The 21,709-nt window shown below is 64.4% G+C and carries 16 protein-coding genes; 13 read left to right on the top strand and 3 right to left on the bottom strand.

Annotation, left to right across the window (positions count from 1 at the left end; genetic code table 11):
* Positions 1-240 precede the first annotated feature (240 nt).
* The 9 genes from AB4037_RS27940 to AB4037_RS27900 all read left to right on the top strand — a co-directional run bounded on the left by AB4037_RS27940 (position 241) and on the right by AB4037_RS27900 (position 13,488).
* A complete protein-coding gene (locus AB4037_RS27940) occupies positions 241-1,191 on the top strand; it encodes an ABC transporter permease (protein WP_441773701.1) in 951 nt (316 codons plus the stop codon).
* Positions 1,192-1,198: 7 nt separating this feature from the next.
* Positions 1,199-2,140 (top strand): ABC transporter permease, encoded by a 942-nt coding sequence (locus AB4037_RS27935; RefSeq protein ID WP_441773700.1) that lies wholly within the window; start codon positions 1,199-1,201, stop codon positions 2,138-2,140.
* Between the two features lie 4 nt (positions 2,141-2,144).
* The gene (locus tag AB4037_RS27930; RefSeq protein ID WP_441773699.1) at positions 2,145-3,662 is read left to right on the top strand and encodes an amidohydrolase family protein; all 1,518 of its coding nucleotides are present in this window, start codon (positions 2,145-2,147) and stop codon (positions 3,660-3,662) included.
* Between the two features lie 40 nt (positions 3,663-3,702).
* On the top strand, positions 3,703-5,163 hold the full coding sequence (locus AB4037_RS27925) for an amidohydrolase family protein (protein WP_441773698.1): 1,461 nt from the start codon (positions 3,703-3,705) through the stop codon (positions 5,161-5,163).
* Between the two features lie 373 nt (positions 5,164-5,536).
* Positions 5,537-6,508 (top strand): LysR family transcriptional regulator, encoded by a 972-nt coding sequence (locus AB4037_RS27920; protein WP_441773697.1) that lies wholly within the window; start codon positions 5,537-5,539, stop codon positions 6,506-6,508.
* 339 nt (positions 6,509-6,847) lie between these two features.
* Positions 6,848-8,944: a hydantoinase/oxoprolinase family protein gene (locus AB4037_RS27915; RefSeq protein WP_441773696.1), complete on the top strand. Its 2,097-nt coding sequence runs from the start codon at positions 6,848-6,850 to the stop codon at positions 8,942-8,944.
* A 111-nt stretch (positions 8,945-9,055) separates the two neighbouring features.
* Entirely contained in the window at positions 9,056-11,203 is a 2,148-nt protein-coding gene (locus AB4037_RS27910; RefSeq protein ID WP_441773695.1) for a hydantoinase B/oxoprolinase family protein, read from the top strand.
* A gap of 26 nt (positions 11,204-11,229) precedes the next feature.
* On the top strand, positions 11,230-11,991 hold the full coding sequence (locus tag AB4037_RS27905) for an SDR family NAD(P)-dependent oxidoreductase (RefSeq protein ID WP_434960938.1): 762 nt from the start codon (positions 11,230-11,232) through the stop codon (positions 11,989-11,991).
* A 42-nt stretch (positions 11,992-12,033) separates the two neighbouring features.
* Entirely contained in the window at positions 12,034-13,488 is a 1,455-nt protein-coding gene (locus AB4037_RS27900; RefSeq protein WP_441773694.1) for an aldehyde dehydrogenase family protein, read from the top strand.
* 18 nt (positions 13,489-13,506) lie between these two features.
* Here the strand turns inward: AB4037_RS27900 and AB4037_RS27895 are convergent, their stop codons facing one another.
* Entirely contained in the window at positions 13,507-14,424 is a 918-nt protein-coding gene (locus AB4037_RS27895; protein WP_441773693.1) for a LysR substrate-binding domain-containing protein, read from the bottom strand.
* A gap of 161 nt (positions 14,425-14,585) precedes the next feature.
* Between AB4037_RS27895 and AB4037_RS27890 the strand changes: the two genes are divergently transcribed.
* From AB4037_RS27890 to AB4037_RS27880, 3 genes are all read left to right on the top strand, one after another.
* Positions 14,586-15,839: an aromatic ring-hydroxylating oxygenase subunit alpha gene (locus tag AB4037_RS27890; RefSeq protein ID WP_441773692.1), complete on the top strand. Its 1,254-nt coding sequence runs from the start codon at positions 14,586-14,588 to the stop codon at positions 15,837-15,839.
* Between the two features lie 25 nt (positions 15,840-15,864).
* Positions 15,865-16,908: an FAD-binding oxidoreductase gene (locus AB4037_RS27885; RefSeq protein WP_441773726.1), complete on the top strand. Its 1,044-nt coding sequence runs from the start codon at positions 15,865-15,867 to the stop codon at positions 16,906-16,908.
* A gap of 366 nt (positions 16,909-17,274) precedes the next feature.
* Positions 17,275-17,898 (top strand): TetR/AcrR family transcriptional regulator, encoded by a 624-nt coding sequence (locus AB4037_RS27880; RefSeq protein WP_441773691.1) that lies wholly within the window; start codon positions 17,275-17,277, stop codon positions 17,896-17,898.
* A gap of 37 nt (positions 17,899-17,935) precedes the next feature.
* On the opposite strand, the gene AB4037_RS27875 is transcribed toward AB4037_RS27880, so the two are convergent.
* Both AB4037_RS27875 and AB4037_RS27870 read right to left on the bottom strand, forming a co-directional pair.
* Positions 17,936-18,538: a dimethylsulfoniopropionate lyase gene (locus tag AB4037_RS27875; RefSeq protein WP_441773690.1), complete on the bottom strand. Its 603-nt coding sequence runs from the start codon at positions 18,536-18,538 to the stop codon at positions 17,936-17,938.
* 48 nt (positions 18,539-18,586) lie between these two features.
* The gene (locus tag AB4037_RS27870) at positions 18,587-20,623 is read right to left on the bottom strand and encodes an oxidoreductase (protein ID WP_441773689.1); all 2,037 of its coding nucleotides are present in this window, start codon (positions 20,621-20,623) and stop codon (positions 18,587-18,589) included.
* A gap of 238 nt (positions 20,624-20,861) precedes the next feature.
* Between AB4037_RS27870 and AB4037_RS27865 the strand changes: the two genes are divergently transcribed.
* Entirely contained in the window at positions 20,862-21,656 is a 795-nt protein-coding gene (locus tag AB4037_RS27865) for a pyrroline-5-carboxylate reductase family protein (protein ID WP_434960945.1), read from the top strand.
* Positions 21,657-21,709 lie beyond the last annotated feature (53 nt).

The following is a 21,709-nucleotide window of genomic DNA, read 5'->3' as shown; positions in this document are numbered from 1 at the left end:
AGGTCGCACACACAACTTGTGTGTGCTGGGGCCGGCAAAGCCGGCTCGGGGGGGGATAGCGTGGCGCTTAGGACGACCAGTTGGTCCATGTCGCACCACGCTCCCCCATCCGCCGGTGCTGCACACCGGCGCCTTCCCCGAAGTCCGGGAGGGATCTCAGCGCTCCATCTGTTCGGGTTGAGATGCGTGAATCCGAAGGCTCGATGGGGACGGCCAGATGCACCAATGAAGGGCTTTGCCATGTCCATCTTCGCTTTTGCCGGCAATCGGCTTCTCTATGCCATTCCGGTGCTGCTTGGCGTGACACTGGTGGTTTTCCTGTCGCTCCAGCTCATTCCCGGTGATATCGCCCTGACACTGCTCGGGCGCATGGCCACCGAAGCGCAGCTCGAAGCCTTGCGCCAGCGCCTCGGTCTCGACCAGCCGCTGATCCTGAAATATCTGCGCTGGCTGTGGAATCTCCTGCATGGCGACATCGGCAATTCCGTCTCGCAGCAATTGCCGGTGCTGCAGATCCTGCTGCCCAAGATCCTCAACTCGCTCGTCTTGATGGCCGGCAGCCTCGTGATCGTGCTGGCCTGCGGCTTCGGGCTCAGCGTGCTCTCGGCGCCGCGTTTCCGCACCTTCACCGACAAGTCGGTGGTGGCTCTCACCTTGGTGCTGGCCTCGCTGCCGGTGTTCTGGCTCGGCATCGTGCTGCTCTATTTCTTCGGCTTCAAATGGAAGCTCTTCCCCATCTCCGGCATGTACAACATGATCGATCCCGGCGGCCTCGGGCAGTTGCTCCATCATATGGTGCTGCCGGCGATCGCGACCGCGGCCTCCTCGATCGCCGTCGTCACCCGCGTCACCCGTTCGCGCATGCTCGATGTCCTCGGCCAGCCTTATATCCTGGCCGCCCGCGCCCGCGGCCTCAGCCGCCGGCAGATCGTGCTGCGCCACGGCGTGCGTAACACCCTGCCGACCTTCGCCAGCATCGGCGGCCTGCAGATCGGCTATCTGTTCGGTGGCGTCATCTTCACCGAGATCATCTTCAACTGGCCCGGCGTCGGCCAACTCCTGTTCGACGCCATCATGCAGCGCGACGTGCCGGTGATCCAGGGCTGCGTGCTCGCGGTCGCCATCGTCTTCGTCCTCGGCAATCTGATCTCGGACGTCATCGTCCACGCCCTCGATCCCAAGCAACGGTGAGGCTGCCATGACCGCGGTCCCTTCCCTGGCGCCGGCCAGCAAGCTTTCGCCGCAGCGCCGCGGCAATCTCTATTTCGTCTGGCGCGGCGTACTCGGCGATCCCGTCGCCCGCATCGCCGCCGGCATCATCATCGTGCTGCTCCTCACGGCGATCTTCGCGCCTCTTCTCGCCCCGTTCCCGCCCAACGAAGCCAATCCGGCCCTGCGGCTTCGCCCGCCTGGCACGCCGGGCCATCTGCTGGGGCTCGACCAGCAGGGCCGCGACATCCTTTCGCGCCTGATCTACGGCGCGCGCCTCACCTTGATCTCAGGCGTCATCCCCGTATTCCTGGGGGCGGCCATCTCGATCCCACTCGGCCTCATCGGCGCCTGGTATCCCCGGCTCGGCGAGGTGATCATGCGCCTGATGGACGTGCTGTTCGCCTTCCCCATGGCGCTGCTCGCCATCATGCTCGCGGCGCTGATGGGCCCCGGCCTCGTCAACATGATGATCGCCCTGGTGGTGACTTTGGTGCCCTATAACACCCGGGTGGTCTATGCCGCGGCCCGCCAGGAGCGCGACCTTGCCTATGTCGAGGCCTCGCGCGCCATGGCCACGCCCGATCTCAAGATCCTGTTCGTGGAAATGCTGCCGAACGTGGTGGCCGCCTCCGTCGTCTATAGCTGCACCATCGTCGGCGCGGTGGTGATCACCGCCGCCGGCCTGAGCTTCCTCGGCCTCGGCGTGCAGCCCCCGATCGCCGAATGGGGCATCATGACGAGCGAAGGCCGCAGCTTTGTGTTCGTGGCGCCCCATATCGCCGCCATTCCGGGCCTCGCCATCACCATCCTGGTCATGGCGTTCAACCTGCTCGGCGATTCCCTGCGCGACTCGCTCGATCCCAGGACGCGTCTCCAGTTGGTCAAGCACCGGGCCGATCCGGCCGGTGGCCAGGACAGGGAGCAGTGAGGCCATGCTGACATTGATCAAGGATGCGCGCGTCCTCACGCTCGATGAGACCAATGGCGAGCATTCGAGGGCCGACATCCTCGTCCGCGGCGACACTATCGAGGCGATTGCCCCGGACCTTGCGGCCGGAATCGGCATGGACGGCGTGCGGGTGATCGATGCCGCCGGCCAGCTCGCCATGCCGGGCCTGGTCAACGGCCACTTTCATTCACCGGCCAACTTCATGAAGGGCGCGCTCGACAACTGGCCGCTCGAGCTGTTCATGCTCTACGAGGTACCGCCTTTGATGCGCGAGGTCGTCTCCGCGCGCTTTGCCTATGTGCGCACCATGCTCGGCGCCATGGAGATGCTGCGCCAGGGCGTCACCTCTGTGCATGACGACTGCTTCTTCGTGCCGGTGGTCACACAGACGGAAGTCGACAACGTCATGCAGGCCTATGAAGATGCCGGCATGCGGGCCACGGTAACGCTCGACCAGCCCAATGTGGTCGAGCACGCCAAATACCCCTTCCTGAAGGATCTGCTGCCGTCCCACCTGCGCGAGCGCATGGAAGCGGTGCCCCTGATGTCGGACGCCGACCTGCTCGCCCATTACGAGGGCTTCCTCGAGCGTTGGCATGGTCGCGCCGGGGGACGGCTGCGCTGTGCGGTGTCGTGCTCGGCGCCCCAGCGCGTCACACCCTCCTATTTCAAGGCGCTCGGCGCGCTCGCCCGCGAACGCGACCTTCCCTACAACATGCATATCCTGGAAACGCGCCTGCAGCGCGTGCTCGGCGAGGTCAATTACGGCAAGTCGCTGATCCGCTATGCCCATGATAGGGGCGTGCTCAACGAGCAGGCCATGGTCATCCACGCCATCTGGATCGACGAGGACGATCTGGCGCTCCTGGCTGATTCCGGCTGCTCGATCGCCCATAATCCGGTGTCCAACCTCAAGATCGGCAGCGGCATCATGCCGTTCAGGCGCCTGCGCCAGCGCGGCATCAATGTCTGTCTCGGCAATGACGAGGCGGCCACCGATGACGGCATCAATCTGTGGACCGTCGGCAAGGTCGCCGGCCTCGTCCACAACGTCGCCGATCCCGATTTCGACCGCTGGCCCCTTCCCCTGGAAATCCTGACCGCGCTGACCTCGGCCGGTGCCAGGGCCATGCGCCTGCCCCGCCCGACCGGGCGGCTGGCGCCGGGCTGGCAGGCCGACATCATCCTCCTAGATCTCGACAGCTTCGCCTTCACGCCCCTCAACGACCTCAGGCGCCAGCTCGTCTATTGCGAGAACGGCTCGTCGGTCACCACGGTGATGGTGGGCGGACGCATCGTCGTCGAGAACCGCCGCCTGCTCACGGTCGACGAGAATGCGCTGAAGCAGGAAGCCCGCCTCCTGGCCGGCGAATTCGCCGAATACATGGCCCGCTGCAAATCCGCCGCTGACGAGCTCGAACCCCATTATCGGCGCATGTACCGGCAGGCGCTCGCCACACCCATCGGCCTCAATCGCTGGGCCGGGCCGATGACGCCCTGATCCACCTCCTCCTCAAGTCATCCCGAACGGACCGGAAATCATGACCACCACCAGAGTGAAAGCGCGCTATGTGATCGGCTTCGACGGCGAGCAGCACCGCACGCTCGTCGATGCCGAAGTCGTCTACCAGAACGACACCATCGTCTTCGTCGGGCGTGGCTATCAGGGCGAGGTCGACGAGGAAATCAACGGGGGCAACGCCATTCTCGGGCCGGGCTTCATCGATCTCAATGCCCTGGGCGACCTCGACACCACCATCCTCGCCTTCGACAACCAGCCCGACTGGGCGAAGGGGCGCGTCTGGCCGGACGACTATCTCGCCGCCGGTCCGATCGAGATGTATTCGGCCGAAGAGCAGACCTTCAAGATGAAATATGCCTTCGCGCAATTGGTGCGCAACGGCATCACCACGGCCCTGCCGATCACCTCGATGTTCTACCGGCAATGGGCCGAGACCTATGACGAGTTCGCCCGCTCGGCCGACAGCGCGGCGGAGATCGGCATCCGGGCCTATCTCGGCCCCTGCTACATGACCGGTGTCACCATCATCCGCCAGGACGGCAGCTTCGATACCTTCTGGGACGAGGAGCGCGGCCTCAGGGGACTGGAGACGGCCAGGGACTATGTCCGCACCTATGACGGCGCGCATGGCGGGCTGATCCGAGGCATGTTGGCGCCCGATCGCATCGAGAACTGCACCCCTGAGCTGCTGCGGCGCTCGGCCCATATCCGCGAGGAGCTCGACTGTCCGATCCGCCTGCATTGCTGCCAGGGCATCGACGAATTCGAGACGATCGTGGAGCGCCATGACAAGACGCCGGTGGAATGGCTGGCCTCGCTCGGCTTCCTCTCCAGGCGCTCGCTGCTGCCCCATGGCGTCTACCTGACCGGCCACTCCAAGGTGGCGCGGAGGGGCGACGATGTCGGCCTGCTGGCGCAATCCGGCGCCACGCTGATCCATTGCCCGCTCGTGCTCTCTCGCTATGGCGGCGCCATGGAATCCTTCGCGCGCCTCAAGCGCCAGGGCATTCCGATCGGCCTGGGCACCGACACCTTCCCGCCCGACATGGTGGAGAACATGCGTATCGGTATCAGCCTGTGCCGGGTTGCCGATGCGGATGTCGGCGCCTGCAGCTCGGCCGATTTCTACAACGCTGCCACCCTCGTGGCGGCCGACGCCCTCGGGCGCCCCGATCTCGGCCGGCTTGCCGCCGGCGCCAAGGCCGACATGACGCTCTTCGATCTTGGTGCCTTCGAACTCGGCCCGGTCATCGATCCGATCCAGACCATGATGCTCAGCGGCACCGGCCGGGATTTCAAGACCACCATCATCAACGGCCGGGTGGTGATGCGCGACCGGCAATTGCCGGGCATCGACCTCGAAGACTATCGCTTGCGAGCCCAGGCCCAGTTCGAGCGGCTGATCGACAAATATCCGCTGCGCACCTGGCGCCACCCGCCGGTCGAAGACATCTTCCTGCCCTCGTTTAAATTTGCATGAGCCGGTCGTGCCGGCCCGGCTGTGCTCCTTGATTGCGTCGAGGTTTCGCTGCCCCTCTCCCCGCAAGAACGGGGCGAGGGGAAACATCGGCGTGGCGCTCTAACCTGAAATCAATTCGTCTCGCCCGACGGTTGGGCCAGATGCAGGATTGCAAGGACATGTTGCGACGCTTGCGCGCCCCTCGCCCCTCGCCCCTCGCCCCGTTTACGGGGAGAGGGTTAGAGTGAGGGGCAGCGCAACAGCGACAGAGTGGCTGAACAACGAGAATCCCCGCGGCCATTGGTATAACTCTTTGTCTTGACCTATTTTCTCAATCGAAGGATCTCCAGCTCAAGCCGGAAGGCGCGAAATGCCGAGTGCCGATAGGACTCCAATGACCAAAGGGCACAGTACGCAGCGCTTGTTCGCGTCCCAGGCCACGCTCCACAAGCTCGAGATCTTCTGCATGGTCTGCGACCTTCAGAGCGTCACCCGCGTGGCGGAGCGGCTGCGCATCGCACAGCCGGTGGTCAGCGCGCATCTGCGCTTCCTGGAGGACAAGGTCGGCGCCAAGCTCTTCGAGCGCAGCGGGCGGCGCCTGGTTTTGACGCGGGAAGGCATCCGCGTCGAGGCCTGGGCTCGCGATGTCGTCACCCGAACCCGCGAACTGGAACGCGAGCTGGCGCTGTCAGGCGACGGGGAAGCAGGCAGCGCCGTGGTCTCGGCGTCCATGACGGTCGCCTCCTATGTGCTGCCTCCGATGTTCGCCGCCTTTCGCCGCACCTTGCGCGAGGGCGGCATCACCGTCCAGGTTTCCAACCCGCAATTCGTCACCGCCAGCGTCAGGGATGGCTCCTGCGATTTTGGACTGTGCATTCTGGATCCACGGCACGATGTCGATGGCCTCGGCGTCGAAAAACTATGGACTGAACAGCTCGTCCTGGTCGTCGCAGCCGACAGCTCCCTGGTCGGTAACAGTGCCGATCCGCAGGCGATCGCAAGCCTGCCCTTCGTCTCCTCCCCTCGCCAGCAGGTCCGGCGCGAGCTCGAGGAGGACGCGCTCTATGCCCATGGCATCCGGCATCGTGAGGTCGTCCTCGAATTCGGGCATCCGGAGGCCATGAAGCAGGCGGTGCGCCATCATGCCGGTGTCGCCTTCGTGCTGGAGAGCTGCGTGCGCGACGAACTCGCAAGGGGCCTGCTGCGGCAGGTCGCGACGCCGGGGCTTGACCTGCCTGTCCCCGTCTTCCTGATCCACAAGCGGGGCAAGACCTTCTCGCGCTTCCAGTCCCGGCTGATGGATTTCGTGCGGGAGGCAGCCGCAGATGGTCAGGTACCGAGTTTCGAGCCTCCTGCGGCGGTATGATGGCGGGCTGAGGATTCGTCCGTCAATAAACGAAAAGAATTGGCTCGACCTGTGTCATTTGGCGGGCATGACAAAGGTGGCGCTCCAGCTATTTCCGACGATGCCTCAGCAAGCCCGTTCGTCATTCTTCATTTCATAGGCATTTGGCTATGTATCACTGCGAATTATATATTGGATTGTCGTAAAGCACGGGCGTAAAACTCGACCCATGCTCGCGGGGAAAGAGAGCCCCGCGCCGGGACAGAATCCAATTTCAAGCGCGTTTCCAGCCGCTGTGCCATGCACGGCAGCCTACGCGCTCGGCCATGGATCATCCGGTACCAAGCTGGGAGGAAGTCCATGTTTCTGGGTGTAGATATTGGCGGCACGTTCACCGACCTCGTTCTGCTGGACGAGAATGGCGGCCTGATTACCACCAAGGCGCTGTCCACGCCGGGCGAATTGGAGGTCGGCGTCTTCAATGCCGTACAGGATGCCGCCGCGCAGCGCGGCATGACCGGCGAGGAATTGCTGGCTCGGGTCATCGCCTTCGGCCATGGCACGACCCAGGCGACCAACGCCGTCATCGAGCGCGACGGGGCCCGTACCGGCCTGCTCGCCACCCGCGGTTTCGGCGACACGCTGGCGATCCAGCGCCTGATGGGCTTTACCGCCGGTGTGCCGGTCGACCGGCTCGGCTGGTATTCGCGCCGGCGCTATCCCCAGCCGATCGTGCCGCGCCATCTGGTGCGGGAGATCCGCGAACGTGTCGACCATGCCGGCAAAGTGCTGGTTGCACTCGACGAGGAGCAGGTGCGGGCCGCGGTTCGCTCCCTGGCGAGCGAGGGCGTCCAGACCTTCGCTGTCGCCTTCCTGTGGTCATTCCGCAATCCCGAGCATGAGCGCATTGCCGCCCGCATCATCGGCGAGGAAGTACCGGGCGCCTATGTCAGCCTCTCGAGCGAGGTTGCCCCCGTCATCGGCGAATATGAGCGCACGGCCACGGCCGCGCTCAATTCCTATCTTGCCCCCAAGGTCGTCTCCTACCTCGACGGCATCGAGCAGATGCTCAGGAAACGCGGTTTCAAGGGCGCCTTCTCCATCCTCAATTCGGCCGGCGGCGTCATGCCGGTTGCCGAGGCCGCGCGCCGGCCGGTGACACTGGTCACCTCCGGCCCGACCGGCGGGGTGATGGGCTCGGTCCATCTGGCCAAGAAGCTGGGCTATCGCAACCTCATCACCACCGACATGGGCGGCACCTCCTTCGACGTCGCCATCGTGGTCGACGACAAGCCGCTGATGTCCACCAATCACGAGGCCGGCGGCTTTCATATCGCCACGCCGATGATCGAGGTTCGCGCCATCGGCGCCGGCGGCGGCTCGATCGCCCGCGTCATCGACGGCCAGCTGCGCGTCGGCCCCGACAGCGCCGGCGCCCGGCCAGGACCGGTGTGCTACGGGCGGGGCGGCAGATTGGCCACCGTTACCGACGCCGATGTCGTGCTCGGCATCATCGATCCCCAGACCTTTCTCGGCGGCAAGATGAAGCTCGACAAGGCGGCGGCATCGGCCGCCATCGAGGAGCAGATCGCCAAGCCGCTCGGCCTGACCACCGAGGAGGCCGCCGCCGGCATACGCCGCATCGTCGATGCACAGATGGCCGATACGCTGCGCGAGGTCACCATCGGCCGCGGCCACGATCCGCGTGACTTCGTGATCTTCGCCTATGGCGGGGCTGGCCCGGTCCATTGCGCCGGCTATGGCGCCGAGCTCGGCGTGCCCAAGATGGTGGTGCCCGTGACCTCCATGGCGCATTCGGCCTATGGAGCGCTCGCCGCCGACCTGCAGTTCGCCGTCGAAAAGTCGCTGCTGATGCGGGCAGGCGGCGGATCGCGCCCGCCTGCCGACGGCCTGGTCGCCTCCGAGATCGCGGCGGCCTTCGCGAGCCTCGAAGCCGAATGCCTGGACGCCATGCGCCGGGCCGGGGTCGCCCGCGAGGATATCCAGCTCGTGCGCACGGCGGATCTGCGCTATCGCCGCCAGACCAACGACCTCATCATTCCCGTGCCGGCGGGCGAGATCGCCGCTGCGACGCTGGACGAACTCGTCGCGCGCTTCGAGGCTGTTTATGAGCAGACCTATGGCAAGGGATCGGCCTTCCGCGAGGCCGGCCTCGAGCTGACCAATGTCCGTGTCGAGGCTTTCGGCAAGGCGCGTCGGCCCGAGATCGCCCTTGTGGCCCCCACGGGCGAGCCGACAGTCGGCAAGCGCCGGATCTTCGAGCCCGTCGCCACCGCATGGATGGATTGCGCCGTCTATAATTGGCGCGAGCTGCCGAAGGATTTCATCGTGACCGGCCCCGCCGTCATCGAGCACCCCGAGACCTCGGTCTTCGTGGCGGCCAGTCAGGTCGCCCGGCTCGACGCCACCAACAACATCACCATCGAGCAGCGCTAGGACATGGTGCGATCCGATGGGATCGCAACCCGCCCTAATTCTTTGTTTTGACGCATTTTCTTAGCCGAAAAGTCTATCGACTTTTCTAGAAAATGCTCTTTGGAGGCAGCAATGTCTACGACTGACAACGCCATCGATCCCATCACCTTCGAGGTCGTGCGCAACAAGCTGCAGGCGATCACCGAGGAACAGGCGATCACGCTCAAATCGGTCTCCGGCTCGCCGGTGGTGACCGAGGCGACCGACTTCAACAACGGCCTCTATCTCGCCGATGGCTCGATCGTCACCATGGGTCCGCAGGTGCTGTTCCACACCGGCACGATGTCCTCGGTCATCCGTTCTATCAATGCCGAGTTCGCCGAGAATCCAGGAATCCGCGAGGGTGACATGTTCATCCTCAACGATCCCTATCGCGGCGCCATCCATCAGCCCGACGTCTCGATCGTCGCGCCGATCTTCCACCAGGGCCGCCATGTCGCCTGGGCCGGCTCCTGCGCCCATCAGCTCGATGTCGGCGGCATGAGCTTCGGCTCCTGGGCCATCGGTGCCACCGAAATCCAGCAGGAAGCCATGCTGCTGCCGGGCATCAAGCTCGTGGAGAACGGCGTGCTGCGCCAGGATCTGTGGCAGATGATCATGGGCATGACCCGCCTGCCCCATGTCCTGGGCCTCGACCTCAAGGCGATGATTGCGGCCAACACCGTGGCGGCCCGCCGCCTGGTCGAACTGATGGACCGCTATGGCGGCGACACGGTCGAGACCATCATGGCCGAGGAGATCGCCAGTTCCGAGCGCCAGATCCGCCAGGTCCTTTCAGCCCTGCCCGACGGCGTCTTCCGGGCGCGCGACTATATCGAGCATGACGGCCACGAGAACGTGCTCTACCGCGTCTGCGTCACCGCAACCAAGAAGGGCGACCGCCTCACCCTCGACATGACGGGGACCTCGCCGCAAGCGCCCGGCTTCATCAATTGCACGGCCTCGGGCATGCGCGGCGCCGCTCTCACCGGGCTCCTGCCGATCCTCGCGCCGCGCATTCGCTGGAACGAGGGCATCCTGCGCGCCGTCGATTTCGTCGCGCCCGAAGGCATCTTGTGCAACGCCTCCTGGCCGGCTCCGGTTTCCTCGGGCACGATCTCGACGGCCTGGATCGTCCAGAACGTCGTCGTTGCCGCGCTGTCGCGCATGGTGGCCTGCTCGCCCGAACATGCCGGCGAAAGCCAGGCCGTCACCAAGGGCCACATGATGGTGATGACACTGGCGGGGCAGGACCGCGACGGCGGGCCGTTCGGCACCTTCCTGCTCGACTCGACGGCGGGAGGTGGCGGGGCCTTCCCCGATCATGACGGCCTCGACGGCTCCGGCGATTTCTGTGTGCCGCGACCGGCCATCGCCAATGTCGAGGCCAATGAGGCGAACGGACCCTTCCTCTACCTTTTCCGTGCCTTCGTACCCGATAGCGGCGGCCCCGGCCGCCAGCGCGGCGGCGCCGGCGCCTCCCTCGCCATCGCACCTTATGGTACCGACGCCCTGCATGCCATGATGCTCGGCCATGGCGTGGAGGTGCCCAATGCGGTGGGCCAGTTCGGCGGCCTGCCCGGCGCCTGCGGCCGCAACGTCATCCGCCGCGACGCCGGCGATCCGGCCGCCCTCGCAGGCCTTGCCGGCGATCTCGACGAATTGCTGGCTGCCGGAGTCGAGCAGCTCGGCCCCAAACCCGGCCGCATGCGCCTCACCTCGCGCGACGTGCTCGGCTATGCCTTCCAGGGCGGTGGTGGCTATGGCGACCCGCTGCTGCGCGATCCTGCCGCCGTGCTCGGCGATGTCGCGAACCGCCATGTCAGCCTCACGGCGGCGGCCGCCCAATATGGCGTGGTGATCGCGAAGGGCACAGTCGACCTCTCCGCAACCGAACAGGCCCGGGCCGCGATCCGCAGCCGGCGCCTGGCCGGCGCCACGCCCAAGCATGCTCCCGGCAAAGGGGAGTTCACCATCGCCGAGGGGCGCTTTGCCTGTGGCTGCGGTTGCGACCTCGGCCCCGTTACGGCGAACTGGAAGGACAGGGTGCGCAGCTATCGCATCGAGCCGGAGACCTATGGACCGCATATCCGTACGCATGCCGATCTCGAACTGCGCGAACATGTCTGCACCGCCTGCGGCACGCTGCTGGAAGCCGAGGTCGTGCGCAAGGACGAAGCTTCCCTGGTCACGCTGCAGCTCGACATCCACCAGAGCCAGCCCGAACACGCGGCGGCCTGATCCGGCCCGCAGGAAAGGAACCCATCATGCAATCTTACCCGTCACGCGGCGCCGTCATCGTCACCGGCGCCGGCCAGGGCATCGGGCGCCGGCTCGCTCTCACGCTCGCCGGCGAAGGCGTCGATGTCTGCATCGCCGACTGGAACGAGGACAAGGGCCGCGCGGTGGCCGAGGAAGACACGCCGGGCACCGGCCGGCGCCTGTTCGTGCGCACCAATGTCGCCGATGAGGCCAGTTGCCAGGGAGCCGTCGCGGCGGCGGTCGAAGCCTTCGGCGGTGTGTTTGGCCTGGTCAACAACGCCTCGATCTTCTCCACCTTGAAGATGCGTCCCTTCTGGGAAATCCCCTCCGACGAGTGGGACCAGGTCCAGGCCGTCAATCTCAAGGGCGTCTTCAACATGACGCGTGCCGCTCGTGAGGCGCTGGTGGCATCGGGCGAAGGCTCGGTGGTCAACGTGGCTTCCTCGACCATCCTGTTCGGGCGGCCCAATTATGCTCATTACGTCTCGTCCAAGGCCGGCGTGATGGGTCTGTCGCGGGCCATGGCGCGCGAGCTCGGTGGCCACTCGATCCGGGTCAACACGCTGACGCCTGGCCCGACCTTCACGGAGGTCGAACGGGCGACCGTGACGCCCGAGCAGAAGGCCGCGATGATCGAGCAGCAATGCCTCAAGCGCGCCGGCGGCCCCGACGACATCGCCGATGCCATCGCCTTCCTGCTCTCCCGCCAGGCCCGCTGGATTACCGGGCAGCTCCTCAATGCCGATGGCGGCATGATCACCCATTGATGTCAGGCCACCCGCCCGGGTGGCCGGAAAGAGCACGCAGACATGGCTTACGCGATAGAACATGACAGGATGCTGATCGGCGGCGAACTGGTGCACGCTTCGAGCGGCGAGTTCGACATTTCCATCAACCCCGCCACCGAGGAAGTGATCGGCCGTTCCCCGCGCGGCACGGCCGAGGACGTCGAGCGTGCCTTTGCCGCTGCCGATGCCGCCTGGCCTGCCTGGGCCGCCCTCACTCCGTCCGAGCGCGGTGCCCGCATGCGCGCCTTCGGCGAGGCCCTGCGCGCCCGCGCCGAAGAGTTCCTCAAGATCGAGGTCGCCGACACCGGCAACACCATCACGCCGATGCGCGGCGATGTCGGCCATGCCGTCGAAAGCCTGACCTACTATGCCGGCCTCATTCACGAACTCAAGGGCGAGACCATTCCCGCCACGGCCGAGAACCTGCATTTGACCGTGCGAGAGCCCTATGGCGTGGTGGCGCGCATCGCGCCCTTCAACCATCCCTTGATGTTTGCCGTCGCCCGCACCGCCGCCATGCTCGCGGCCGGCAATGCGGTGATCGTCAAGCCGCCGGAGACGAGCCCTCTGTCGGCGCTGCTGCTGGCCGAGGTTGCGCGCGAGGCCCTGCCGCCGGGCGTGTTCAACATCGTCACCGGCCCCGGCGCCACGGTGGGCAATGCCATCGTCCGCCACCCCGGCATCAAGCGCATCGCCTTCATCGGCTCGCCCCAGACCGGACGCGCCATCCAGCGCTCGGCCGCGGAAGTGGCGGTCAAGCATGTGACGCTGGAACTGGGCGGCAAGAACCCTCTGATTGCCTTTCCCGACACCGACCCCGAAATCATCGCGGCCGCTGCCGTGCGCGGCATGAACTTCAGCTGGCAGGGCCAGTCCTGCGGATCGACCAGCCGGCTGCTCCTGCACGAGGACATCCATGATGCCGTGCTCGAGCGCGTGGTCGAGAAGGTTTCCCACCTCAAGCTCGGCGATCCCTTCGATCCTGCCACCGACATGGGCCCTCTCAATTCACGCCTGCAATTGGAAAAGGTTGTTTCCTTTTTCGAAAGCGCCAGGGATGACGGCTCGCGCCTGATGACGGGCGGCCGCAGGCCCCCAGGCGAGCGCTTCGCCAAGGGGTTCTGGGTGGAACCAACAGTCTATGCCGACGTCAAGCCCGGCATGCGGCTATGGCAGGAGGAGATATTCGGCCCCATCCTGTCGGTTGGGCGCTGGAAAACGGTGGACGAAGCGGTGAACCTTGCCAACAGCACCGAATATGGCCTGACCGGCGCGGTGTGGACCAACGATATCCGCAACGCCCTCAATGTCGCCCGCAGGATCCGTTCCGGCCACGTCTGGATCAATGGCTGCTCCAACCATTTCCTCGGCGTTCCCTTTGGCGGCATGAAGAATTCCGGTGTCGGCCGTGAGGAAGGCATCGAGGAGATGATCTCCTACACCGAGGCCAAGACCATCAACATCATGCTGGGCTGAGCCGGCCGCGAAGGTCCATCAGGCGGGTTCGAGAAGACGGGCTTCCCGCTTGAGCCAGTCTATGAACAGATCGACGGCCTTCTTCCGTGCCTTGCGCCGCGGGGCGATGAAGAAATAGGCGCTTTGCGTGACGATGGCTTCATTCGTGAGCCTGACCAGCCGGTTCTGGATCAGCAGATCCTCGACCAGCCGGCGCCAGCCGAGCGCGATGCCGTGACCGTTCAAGGCCGCATAGATCGCCTCGGTATAGAAGCTGCAATGCATTCCCGAGGCTTTGCCGGGAGCCGCGACGGAGAACGCCGCAAGCCACTCGGCCCAATTGGTCCAGGTGGGGTCGGCAGTATCGTTGGTGATCAGAGGATAGCGCGTGAGCTGGGCGAGATCTCTGATCTCTCCGATCTCCTGCGCATAATCGGTGCTGCAGATGGGAAAGATCTCGTCGCGGAAGAGAAATTCGGCGTCACTGTCAGGCCAAAAACCGCTCCCGAAACGGATGGCCAGATCCACGTCCTCGCCGTCGACCTTGACGGCATTGTCCTGCGTGATGATGCGCAGCCTGATGTTGGGGTGGGCTTTCGAGAAGGAGGCAATGCGGGGAAGAAGCCAGAAATGGGAGAAGGCTATCGTCGCCGCGATGGCAAGATCGTCCTCGGCCTCTTCCTTCGACCAGTCCGAGATCGTCTCCGCAATGAGATTGAAGGCCGTCGAGGTCGTGGACGAAAGCTGCTTGCCCTTCTCGGTCAATTCGACCCGCCTGTGCAGGCGCCGGAACAAGGGAAAGCCGAACATGTCCTCCAGGAGATGGATCTGGCGGCTGATCGCCGCCTGGGTGACGCCCAGTTCCGCGGCCGCCCTGGTGAAACCGCCCAGGCGCGCCACCGCCTCGAAGGCGGTGAGAGCGGTGAGCGGAGGAAGCTTTCGCCGCAGATTGGCCATGACCTACAGCCCTCGGGAATTCTAACGCGCCGAATGCACCGCGATGACGGTGGCGTCACCCGATACGCATTACATTGAGTTATGGGAAATGCAAACATTTGTGCCGTTGAGCGGGCGGTTTCAAACGCGCAATATGGGAGGAAATCTGGTGAGGAAAACTCATGCTCAATACATTCTCGTCTGCGATTTCGCCCCTGCTGGATCAGCGCATGGCGGGCCATGCCCTTCCCGCCGGCCTCTACACGCGCGAGGATGTCTTCAAGGCGGATCTGGAGGTGTTCTTCCGCCGGCACTGGATCTTTGTCGGGCTGGAATGCGACGTCCCCGAGCCGGGCGATGCTCATGTGATCGATCTCGGCAGCTCCAGCATCATTCTGCTGCGCGACGACGACGGCCAGATCCGGGTGCTTCACAATGTCTGCCGCCATCGCGGCGCCCGCCTGCTGGACAGCGGCACTTCGATCGTCTCCAAGCTCGTCTGCCCCTATCATCAGTGGACCTATGAGCTCACGGGCGAACTCGCCTACGCCCCGCATATGGGGACGACCTTCGACAAGACCTGCAGGAGCCTCAAGCCCGTTCACTTCCGGTCGATCGGCGGGCTCATCTATGTCTGCCTTTCGGACAATCCCCCCGAAGACATCGGCACGCTCGAGACCGTGATGCGGGAGCGCCTGGCGCCCTACGACATCGCGAACAGCAAGGTCGCCTTCCAAAGCGAGATCATCGAGAAGGGCAATTGGAAGCTGACCATCGAGAACAATCGGGAATGCTATCACTGCTCGTCCAATCACCCCGAGCTCTGCGTCTCCTTCATCGATCTCGATTTCGGCTTCGATCCGGCCAGCCTGAGCCCCGAGGACCGGGAAGAAGCCGAGAAGCACCAGGCTCTCTACGAGGCACGCACCAAGGCCTGGGAGGCTGAAGGCCATCCCTCGGCACCAGTCGAGCAACTCGTCGACTGCGCCACCAATTTCCGCACCCAGCGCCTGATCATCGCGGGTGCCGGCGAGTCCCAGACGCCGGATGCCACCGCCGCCTCCTCCAAGCTGCTTGGCTCGATGACGCGCAAGGATCTCGGCGACGTCCATCTATGGGGCCATAATTGCTGGCATCATTTCATGGGCGACCATGCCGTGAGCACCCTGATCATTCCGCTCAGCGCCGACGAGACCCTCGTCCGCACGAAATGGCTGGTGCACAAGGACGCCGTCGAGGGCCGCGACTACGATCTCGACAAGCTCACCAATGTGTGGCTCGCCACCAACGAGCAGGATGCGCAATTGGTCGCGCGTTCCTATTCGGGGGTTCTGGATCCGGCCTATGAGCCCGGCCCCTATTCCCCCTTCACCGAAGGCCAGCTCGACAATTTCGTCAGCTGGTACATCGATCGGATGCGCGCCAATGGCTACTGACGGCTCGCTGCAGGCAGGTGCCGGCATGACCATTGCTCCCCACGCCGAAGCGTTCGACCTGCTCCTCTGCGTCGATGTCCATGACGAAACGCATGACGTGAAAAGCTTCACCTTCCTGTCGCCCGAGGGAAAGGCCTTCGATTTCGAGGCTGGCCAGCATCTCTCGCTTGAGCTGGAGATCGACGGCCTGCTTGAAAGCCGCTGCTACAGCATGTCTTCCTCGCCGGCGAGGCGGAAGGCCATCACCGTCACGGTGAAGCGCACGGAAGGCGGCCGCGTCTCGAACTGGCTGCACGACAATCTCGTCCCCGGCATGACGGTCAAGGCCTTGGGGCCGCTTGGCGCTTTCGTGCGGCCAGGAGCCGCGCCGGCCAAGCTCGCGCTGCTGTCGGGCGGCTCGGGCATCACCCCGCTGATGTCCATCGTCAGGGATATTGCCGATTCCGCGCAAGCCGCGGACGTGGTCTTCGTCCATGCGGCGAGGACGCCGCGCGATCTCGTCTTCCGCGACGAGCTTTGCGTGCTGGCGAACCGGTTGAAGGGCCTGCGGCTGCTCCTGCTTCCCGAGCAGCTCATCGGCGAACCGTCCTGGCCGGGATTGACCGGGCGGATATCCAAGGCGTTCCTGTCGCTGGCCATCCCGGATCTCACCGAGCGTGTCATCATGTGTTGTGGCCCGGCGCCCTTCATGCAGGCCGTCCGCTCCTTCAGCGCCGAATTGGGCAGCCCGGCCCACAATTACTACGAGGAGAGCTTCGACGGTGTCGGCGTCGAGGAGCCGGCTGCCGATATCACGCCGCAGGCGAGACTCTTCAAGGTCGAGTTCGCCAAGCAGTCGCGGACCATCGAGGTAGCCGGCGAGCAGACGGTGCTGTCGTCAGCCAAGAAGGCGGGCGTTCGCCTTCCCTCGTCCTGCGCCAATGGCCTATGCGGCACCTGCAAATCCAGGCTCGTCAGCGGCAGCGTCGACATGCAGCACAATGGCGGCATCCGCCAACGCGAGGTCGAGGCGGGCTTCTTCCTGCCCTGCTGCTCCAAGCCGCTGAGCGACCTGGTGATCGACAGATAGCTCCAATCCATGACCCGGCCGTTCTCGACTGGATGATGTCGAGGGGCGGCCCTTTCGACTGACTGCTCGGAATCGGATCCGCTATCCGTTGGCCTTCGGGGCAATTCGCAGCGGCTTTGTCCTACCCCGCATCGATCAAGCGTTTGACCACCCTCCCGTCCATGAGCAGGAGGGTGGTCAAACGCGTTTGTCGTCGCCATGGTTTACCGCGCCGGCATGCTGAGGCACCATCTGGGCTGCGATGGATCGGAAAGGCGCGTGAACGCCTGTACAATTATGTCTACTAAATAGACACAATTGACGCTATGCTCGACATTCATGTGCATTTCGCCTGATCGCCGATTTGCCGTTGATGGAGGGGGCGTCATGGAGCAGGTTTTGGGCGAAACGGGCTGGCGGGGCTCGGCCGAGGTCTGGCTGGAGGCGGCCTATGAACTCCTGCTCGAATCCGGGGTCAGCACGCTCAAGATCCTGCCTTTGGCCAAGAAGCTCGGCCTGTCGCGAACCAGCTTCTATTGGTTCTTCAAGGACCGCGAGGAACTCCTCGGCGCCCTGATCGAGCGCTGGCGCGACAAGAACACCGGCAATCTCGTCAAGCAAGCGCAGGCCTATGCCGAGTCGATCGCGGAAGCGATGCTCAATGTCAACGATTGCTGGATCGACAAGACGCTGTTCGACGCCCAGTTCGAATTCGCCGTGCGGAGCTGGGCCCTCGAATCGCCGGACATCCTCGCCGAAGTGCAAACTGCCGACCAGATACGCCTCGACGCCCTTGCGCAAATGTTCACGCGTTTTGGCTATACCGCGATCACAGCCGATGTGCGGGCTAGGACGACCTACCTCACCCAGATCGGTTATATCTCGATGCAGACGCAGGAAGACGTTGCCCTTCGCATGAAGCGCATTCCCGAATATGTCGAGATCTTCACCGGCGTAAGGCCGGAACAGCGTGAGCTCGACCGTTTCCATGCAAGGCATGGCTTCAAGTGAGAGCCTTGTTGCAAGGCCTGATCGACCCGGAGAGTCCTCAGGACTCCCTATCGGCCCGGAGCGCCCAGAAGGCGAATAGCGGCGTTGCGAGCGAGCGCATTGCATGCCGGATGCCGGGCCTGTTGTAGAACGAGCCGCCGATACCCGGCGAAAACCAGTCTCCCTCCCCCTGGCGGAACTCGCCGTCGGACAGCACCAGATAGACCTCTTCGGGAGCATGGTCATGGTCGGGATAGCGCACCTTCGGCGCCATCAGCGATACGCCGAGCCAGACATCGCTACGCTCCTCCAGGCCTCCGGGGCCCAGAAGCATCGCATTGGCGTGGCTGTCGTCGAAATTGCCGCTGGCGGTGCTGTCATTGTTCGGACGCCGGCGCCATTGGAGGTTGGGCTCGACCTCCCTGAAACGCTGCAGCAGCTTGTCGAGCGTGGGGTGGCCCGTTTCGACACCAAGGGCAACATCGAGCTGTTCGCAAACCGGCAGACGCCCGCCGGGGCCGGACCGTGCCCTGCCCGGTTCTTCCAGCGCTGCAAAGATATCGCCGATGGACCTGCGCGCATGCGATTCCTGTGCGAATTGGCCGAAAGCTGCCTTGGCCGCCTCGACGAAGTGCTGAAGAGCCGCGCTGCGCTGTGTCATTGAAAGCCTCTCCCAGTCCGGCAAGCATCGAAAGTCGTGGCACCGAGCTCAAAGATCCTTGGCCAGCCTAAGGGCATCATAGATGGCCGCATGGGTATTGCGAGCCGCAACCGCGTCCCCGATGCGGAACAGCTGAAACCTGCCGTTCTCGTTGCGAACCACGGATTGGGGTTCCCCGACGATCAGTTGATCATAAGACATCTCGCCGAGATTGCTCGAGGACGGCTTCAATTCGAAATAGAGATCGTCGAGCGGAATCGTTCCGTGATTGACGACGATCTGATCAAAGCTGCGCTGCCTGACAATGCCGCCATAGTCGCTGCCGATATGGGCAACCAGCAGGTTCCCGGATTTTTCGACGGCATGGAGGCGGTAGGTGACGGTGAAGGCGACATCCAGCTTCTGCAAGCTGCGCATATAGGGCACGAGGTTCATTGCCATGACTTCCGGCGCGAAGGAACGGTCGGGCGTCATGATCTCCACCTTCGCCCCGGCCTGCGCCAGCATCTCCGCCGCCTGCAATCCAGCGTGATCGCCGGCATCGTCGAAGATGAGCACGTTGGAGCCGGGCTTGACGTCGCCGGAGATGATGTCCCAGGCCGAGACGACGAGGTCGTTGCCCTTGGACAGCACCTCGGTGTGCGGCAGCCCGCCCGTGGCGACAACAATCACGTCCGGATTCTCGGCTTCGATCCTGTCGGCGTCCGCCCAGCTATCGAAATGGAAGGTCACGCCCAGCTTCTCGCACTGGCTCATGCGCCATTCGATGATGCTGATCATTTCCTTGCGCCGCGGGCTTTGGGCGGTGAGCCTGACCTGCCCGCCCGGCTTGCCTGCCGCCTCGAAGACAACGACCCGATGCCCCCGCTCGCCGGCGACGCGTGCCGCCTCCAGGCCTGCCGGGCCTGCGCCGATGACGACCACGGTCTTGCGGACCTTGGCTTGTTGCAGGGCATGCGGCATGGTCAGCTCGCGGCCGGTGGCCGGATTGTGGATGCAATAGGCGGCCCCGCCCTGATAGATGCGGTCGAGGCAGTAATTGGCGCCCACGCAGGGCCGGATGTCGTCCTCGCGCTTTTCGATGATCTTGCGCACCAAATGCGGGTCCGTCATGTGGGCGCGCGTCATCCCGATCATGTCGACCTTGCCGGCGGCGATGGCGTGGCGTGCCGTGGCGACATCCGGAATCTTCGCGGCATGGAAGGTCGGGAATTGCGTCGCTGCGCGGATCTCGCCGGCGAAGTCCAGATGGGGCGAATTGGCCATGCCCTGGATCGGGATGACGTCGGTCAGCCCGGCATCGGTGTCGATATGGCCGCGGATGACGTTGAGAAAATCGATCAGGCCGCTCTCCTTGAGGCGGCGTGAAATCTCCAGGCCCTCTTCCTTGGTCGTACCGCCCTCGAGCTGTTCGTCGGCAGTATAGCGCACGCCGACGATGAAGTCGGGGCCGACGCGCTCGCGGATGGCCTTCAGCACGTCGAAGCCGAAGCGCAGGCGATTTTCCAGCGAACCGCCATAGGGGCCTTCCAGCTCGTTGGTGAGCGGCGACCAGAACTGGTCGATGAGATGGCCATAGGCTTCCAGCTCGATGCCGTCCATGCCGCCGGCCTTCATGCGCTCGGCCGCATCGGCAAAGTCCTTGATGATCCGCTCGATGTCCCAGTCTTCCAGCTTCTTGGGAAAGGCGCGATGCGAGGCTTCCCTCTGATGGGAAGGCGCCACGACAGGCAGCCAGTCGCCCTTGTCCCAGCGCGTGCGGCGGCCGAGATGCGTGAGCTGGATCATGACAGCCGCGCCGTGCTCGTGAACCGCGTCGGTCAGGTCCTTGAGCCAGGGCACGATCTCGTCCTTGTAGGCGAGCAGATTGTTGAAGACCGGCGGGCTGTCCTTTGAAATGGCAGCGGACCCCGCCGTCATGGTCATGGCAACCCCGCCCTTCGCCCGCTCCACGTGATAGGCCCGATAGCGTTCCTTCGGCATGCCGTCCTCGGGATAGGCCGGCTCATGAGAGGTCACGATGATGCGGTTGCGCAGCTTGAGATGCTTGAGCTGAAAGGGCTGCAGGAGGGGGTCGTTCGACATGGCTCGGGATCCAGCGTTGCATGTGCCTCAAAAGGCTAGGCAGAATGTACACTGGTGTCAATCGACCTCTAACGGCCTAGTCATGTTTTTTGACAATGGTGTACATTTTTATTGCTTCTAAACGCGTGGCTATGGCAGCATGGGTTTCGTCCATGAGCGGCGACGCTTTCCGATAGGGGAGTTTGTGGTCGTTTCATTGCCAGGCATGGTTTCCGGCTGACCACATGAGCGGTTCACGATGAGCAGGCCCCTGAAAATCGGTGTGATCGGTGCAAATGGCTGGCTCGGCGGCGCCATCGTCCAGGCCCTGCTGGACGCCGGCCTGACATCGCCCGAGCATCTGGTCCTCTCCCTGCGCAGTGGGGAACCCGCGCGCTTTCCCACTGCGCGCTGGACCCGGGACAATCAGGATCTCGCCGACAGCGTCGATCTCATCATCGTCAGCGTGCGCCCGGCGGACTGGCCGGCGCTGAACGTCAAGGCTGCGGGTAAACTTATCATCTCCGTCATGGCCGGTATTTGCCTGGAACAGCTAATCTCGGGCCTCGGTTCTGAGCGCGCGGTGCGTTCGCTGCCCAACGCGGCAGCCGAAGTGCGGGCATCCTTCACGCCCTGGATCGCGTCCCCGGCGGTATCAGCCGAGGAGCGCCGCCTCGTCGGCCGGATTTTCGAGGCGTGCGGCAGGAGCGCCGAACTTGGGAGCGAGCGCGAGTTGGACTACCTGACCGGTCTTGCAGGCTCAGGCCCTGCCTTTCCGGCGCTGCTGGCGACGGCGATGATGCGCCATGCCACCGCCCACGGCATCGAAGCCGCAGTGGCCCGCCAGGCGGTGACCGCTCTTCTCGTCGGCACGGGACGGCTGTTCGAAAAGAACGGCGATGACCCAGAGAGCACCGTCGAGGTCTTTCTCGATTACCGAGGTACGACAGCCGCCGCCATCGAGGCGATGAAGGCGGGCGGCTTCGACCAGGCTGTCGGGGCTGGCCTCGCTGCGGCATTCCAGAAATCCATCAGCATGGGCCTGCCAGCCTAGCTGCAAGGGGCACGGTGACGGCGGCGCACCGACAGCCTGACAAAGCCGCCTGA

This window comes from Labrys sp. KB_33_2 (genome assembly GCF_052114505.1).
Classification (GTDB): domain Bacteria; phylum Pseudomonadota; class Alphaproteobacteria; order Rhizobiales; family Labraceae; genus Labrys.
The sequence above is the reverse complement of the archived record's forward strand: the minus strand, read 5'-3'. Positions and strand labels throughout refer to the sequence as shown.

What these genes read in the sequence shown, in the direction of transcription:
- AB4037_RS27940 (WP_441773701.1), top strand. Translation starts at nt 241, where the DNA reads ATGTCCATCTTCGCTTTTGCCGGCAATCGGCTTCTCTATGCCATTCCG.
- AB4037_RS27935 (WP_441773700.1), top strand. Translation starts at nt 1,199, where the DNA reads ATGACCGCGGTCCCTTCCCTGGCGCCGGCCAGCAAGCTTTCGCCGCAG.
- AB4037_RS27930 (WP_441773699.1), top strand. Translation starts at nt 2,145, where the DNA reads ATGCTGACATTGATCAAGGATGCGCGCGTCCTCACGCTCGATGAGACC.
- AB4037_RS27925 (WP_441773698.1), top strand. Translation starts at nt 3,703, where the DNA reads ATGACCACCACCAGAGTGAAAGCGCGCTATGTGATCGGCTTCGACGGC.
- AB4037_RS27920 (WP_441773697.1), top strand. Translation starts at nt 5,537, where the DNA reads ATGACCAAAGGGCACAGTACGCAGCGCTTGTTCGCGTCCCAGGCCACG.
- AB4037_RS27915 (WP_441773696.1), top strand. Translation starts at nt 6,848, where the DNA reads ATGTTTCTGGGTGTAGATATTGGCGGCACGTTCACCGACCTCGTTCTG.
- AB4037_RS27910 (WP_441773695.1), top strand. Translation starts at nt 9,056, where the DNA reads ATGTCTACGACTGACAACGCCATCGATCCCATCACCTTCGAGGTCGTG.
- AB4037_RS27905 (WP_434960938.1), top strand. Translation starts at nt 11,230, where the DNA reads ATGCAATCTTACCCGTCACGCGGCGCCGTCATCGTCACCGGCGCCGGC.
- AB4037_RS27900 (WP_441773694.1), top strand. Translation starts at nt 12,034, where the DNA reads ATGGCTTACGCGATAGAACATGACAGGATGCTGATCGGCGGCGAACTG.
- AB4037_RS27895 (WP_441773693.1), bottom strand. Translation starts at nt 14,424, where the DNA reads ATGGCCAATCTGCGGCGAAAGCTTCCTCCGCTCACCGCTCTCACCGCC.
- AB4037_RS27890 (WP_441773692.1), top strand. Translation starts at nt 14,586, where the DNA reads ATGCTCAATACATTCTCGTCTGCGATTTCGCCCCTGCTGGATCAGCGC.
- AB4037_RS27885 (WP_441773726.1), top strand. Translation starts at nt 15,865, where the DNA reads ATGACCATTGCTCCCCACGCCGAAGCGTTCGACCTGCTCCTCTGCGTC.
- AB4037_RS27880 (WP_441773691.1), top strand. Translation starts at nt 17,275, where the DNA reads ATGGAGCAGGTTTTGGGCGAAACGGGCTGGCGGGGCTCGGCCGAGGTC.
- AB4037_RS27875 (WP_441773690.1), bottom strand. Translation starts at nt 18,538, where the DNA reads ATGACACAGCGCAGCGCGGCTCTTCAGCACTTCGTCGAGGCGGCCAAG.
- AB4037_RS27870 (WP_441773689.1), bottom strand. Translation starts at nt 20,623, where the DNA reads ATGTCGAACGACCCCCTCCTGCAGCCCTTTCAGCTCAAGCATCTCAAG.
- AB4037_RS27865 (WP_434960945.1), top strand. Translation starts at nt 20,862, where the DNA reads ATGAGCAGGCCCCTGAAAATCGGTGTGATCGGTGCAAATGGCTGGCTC.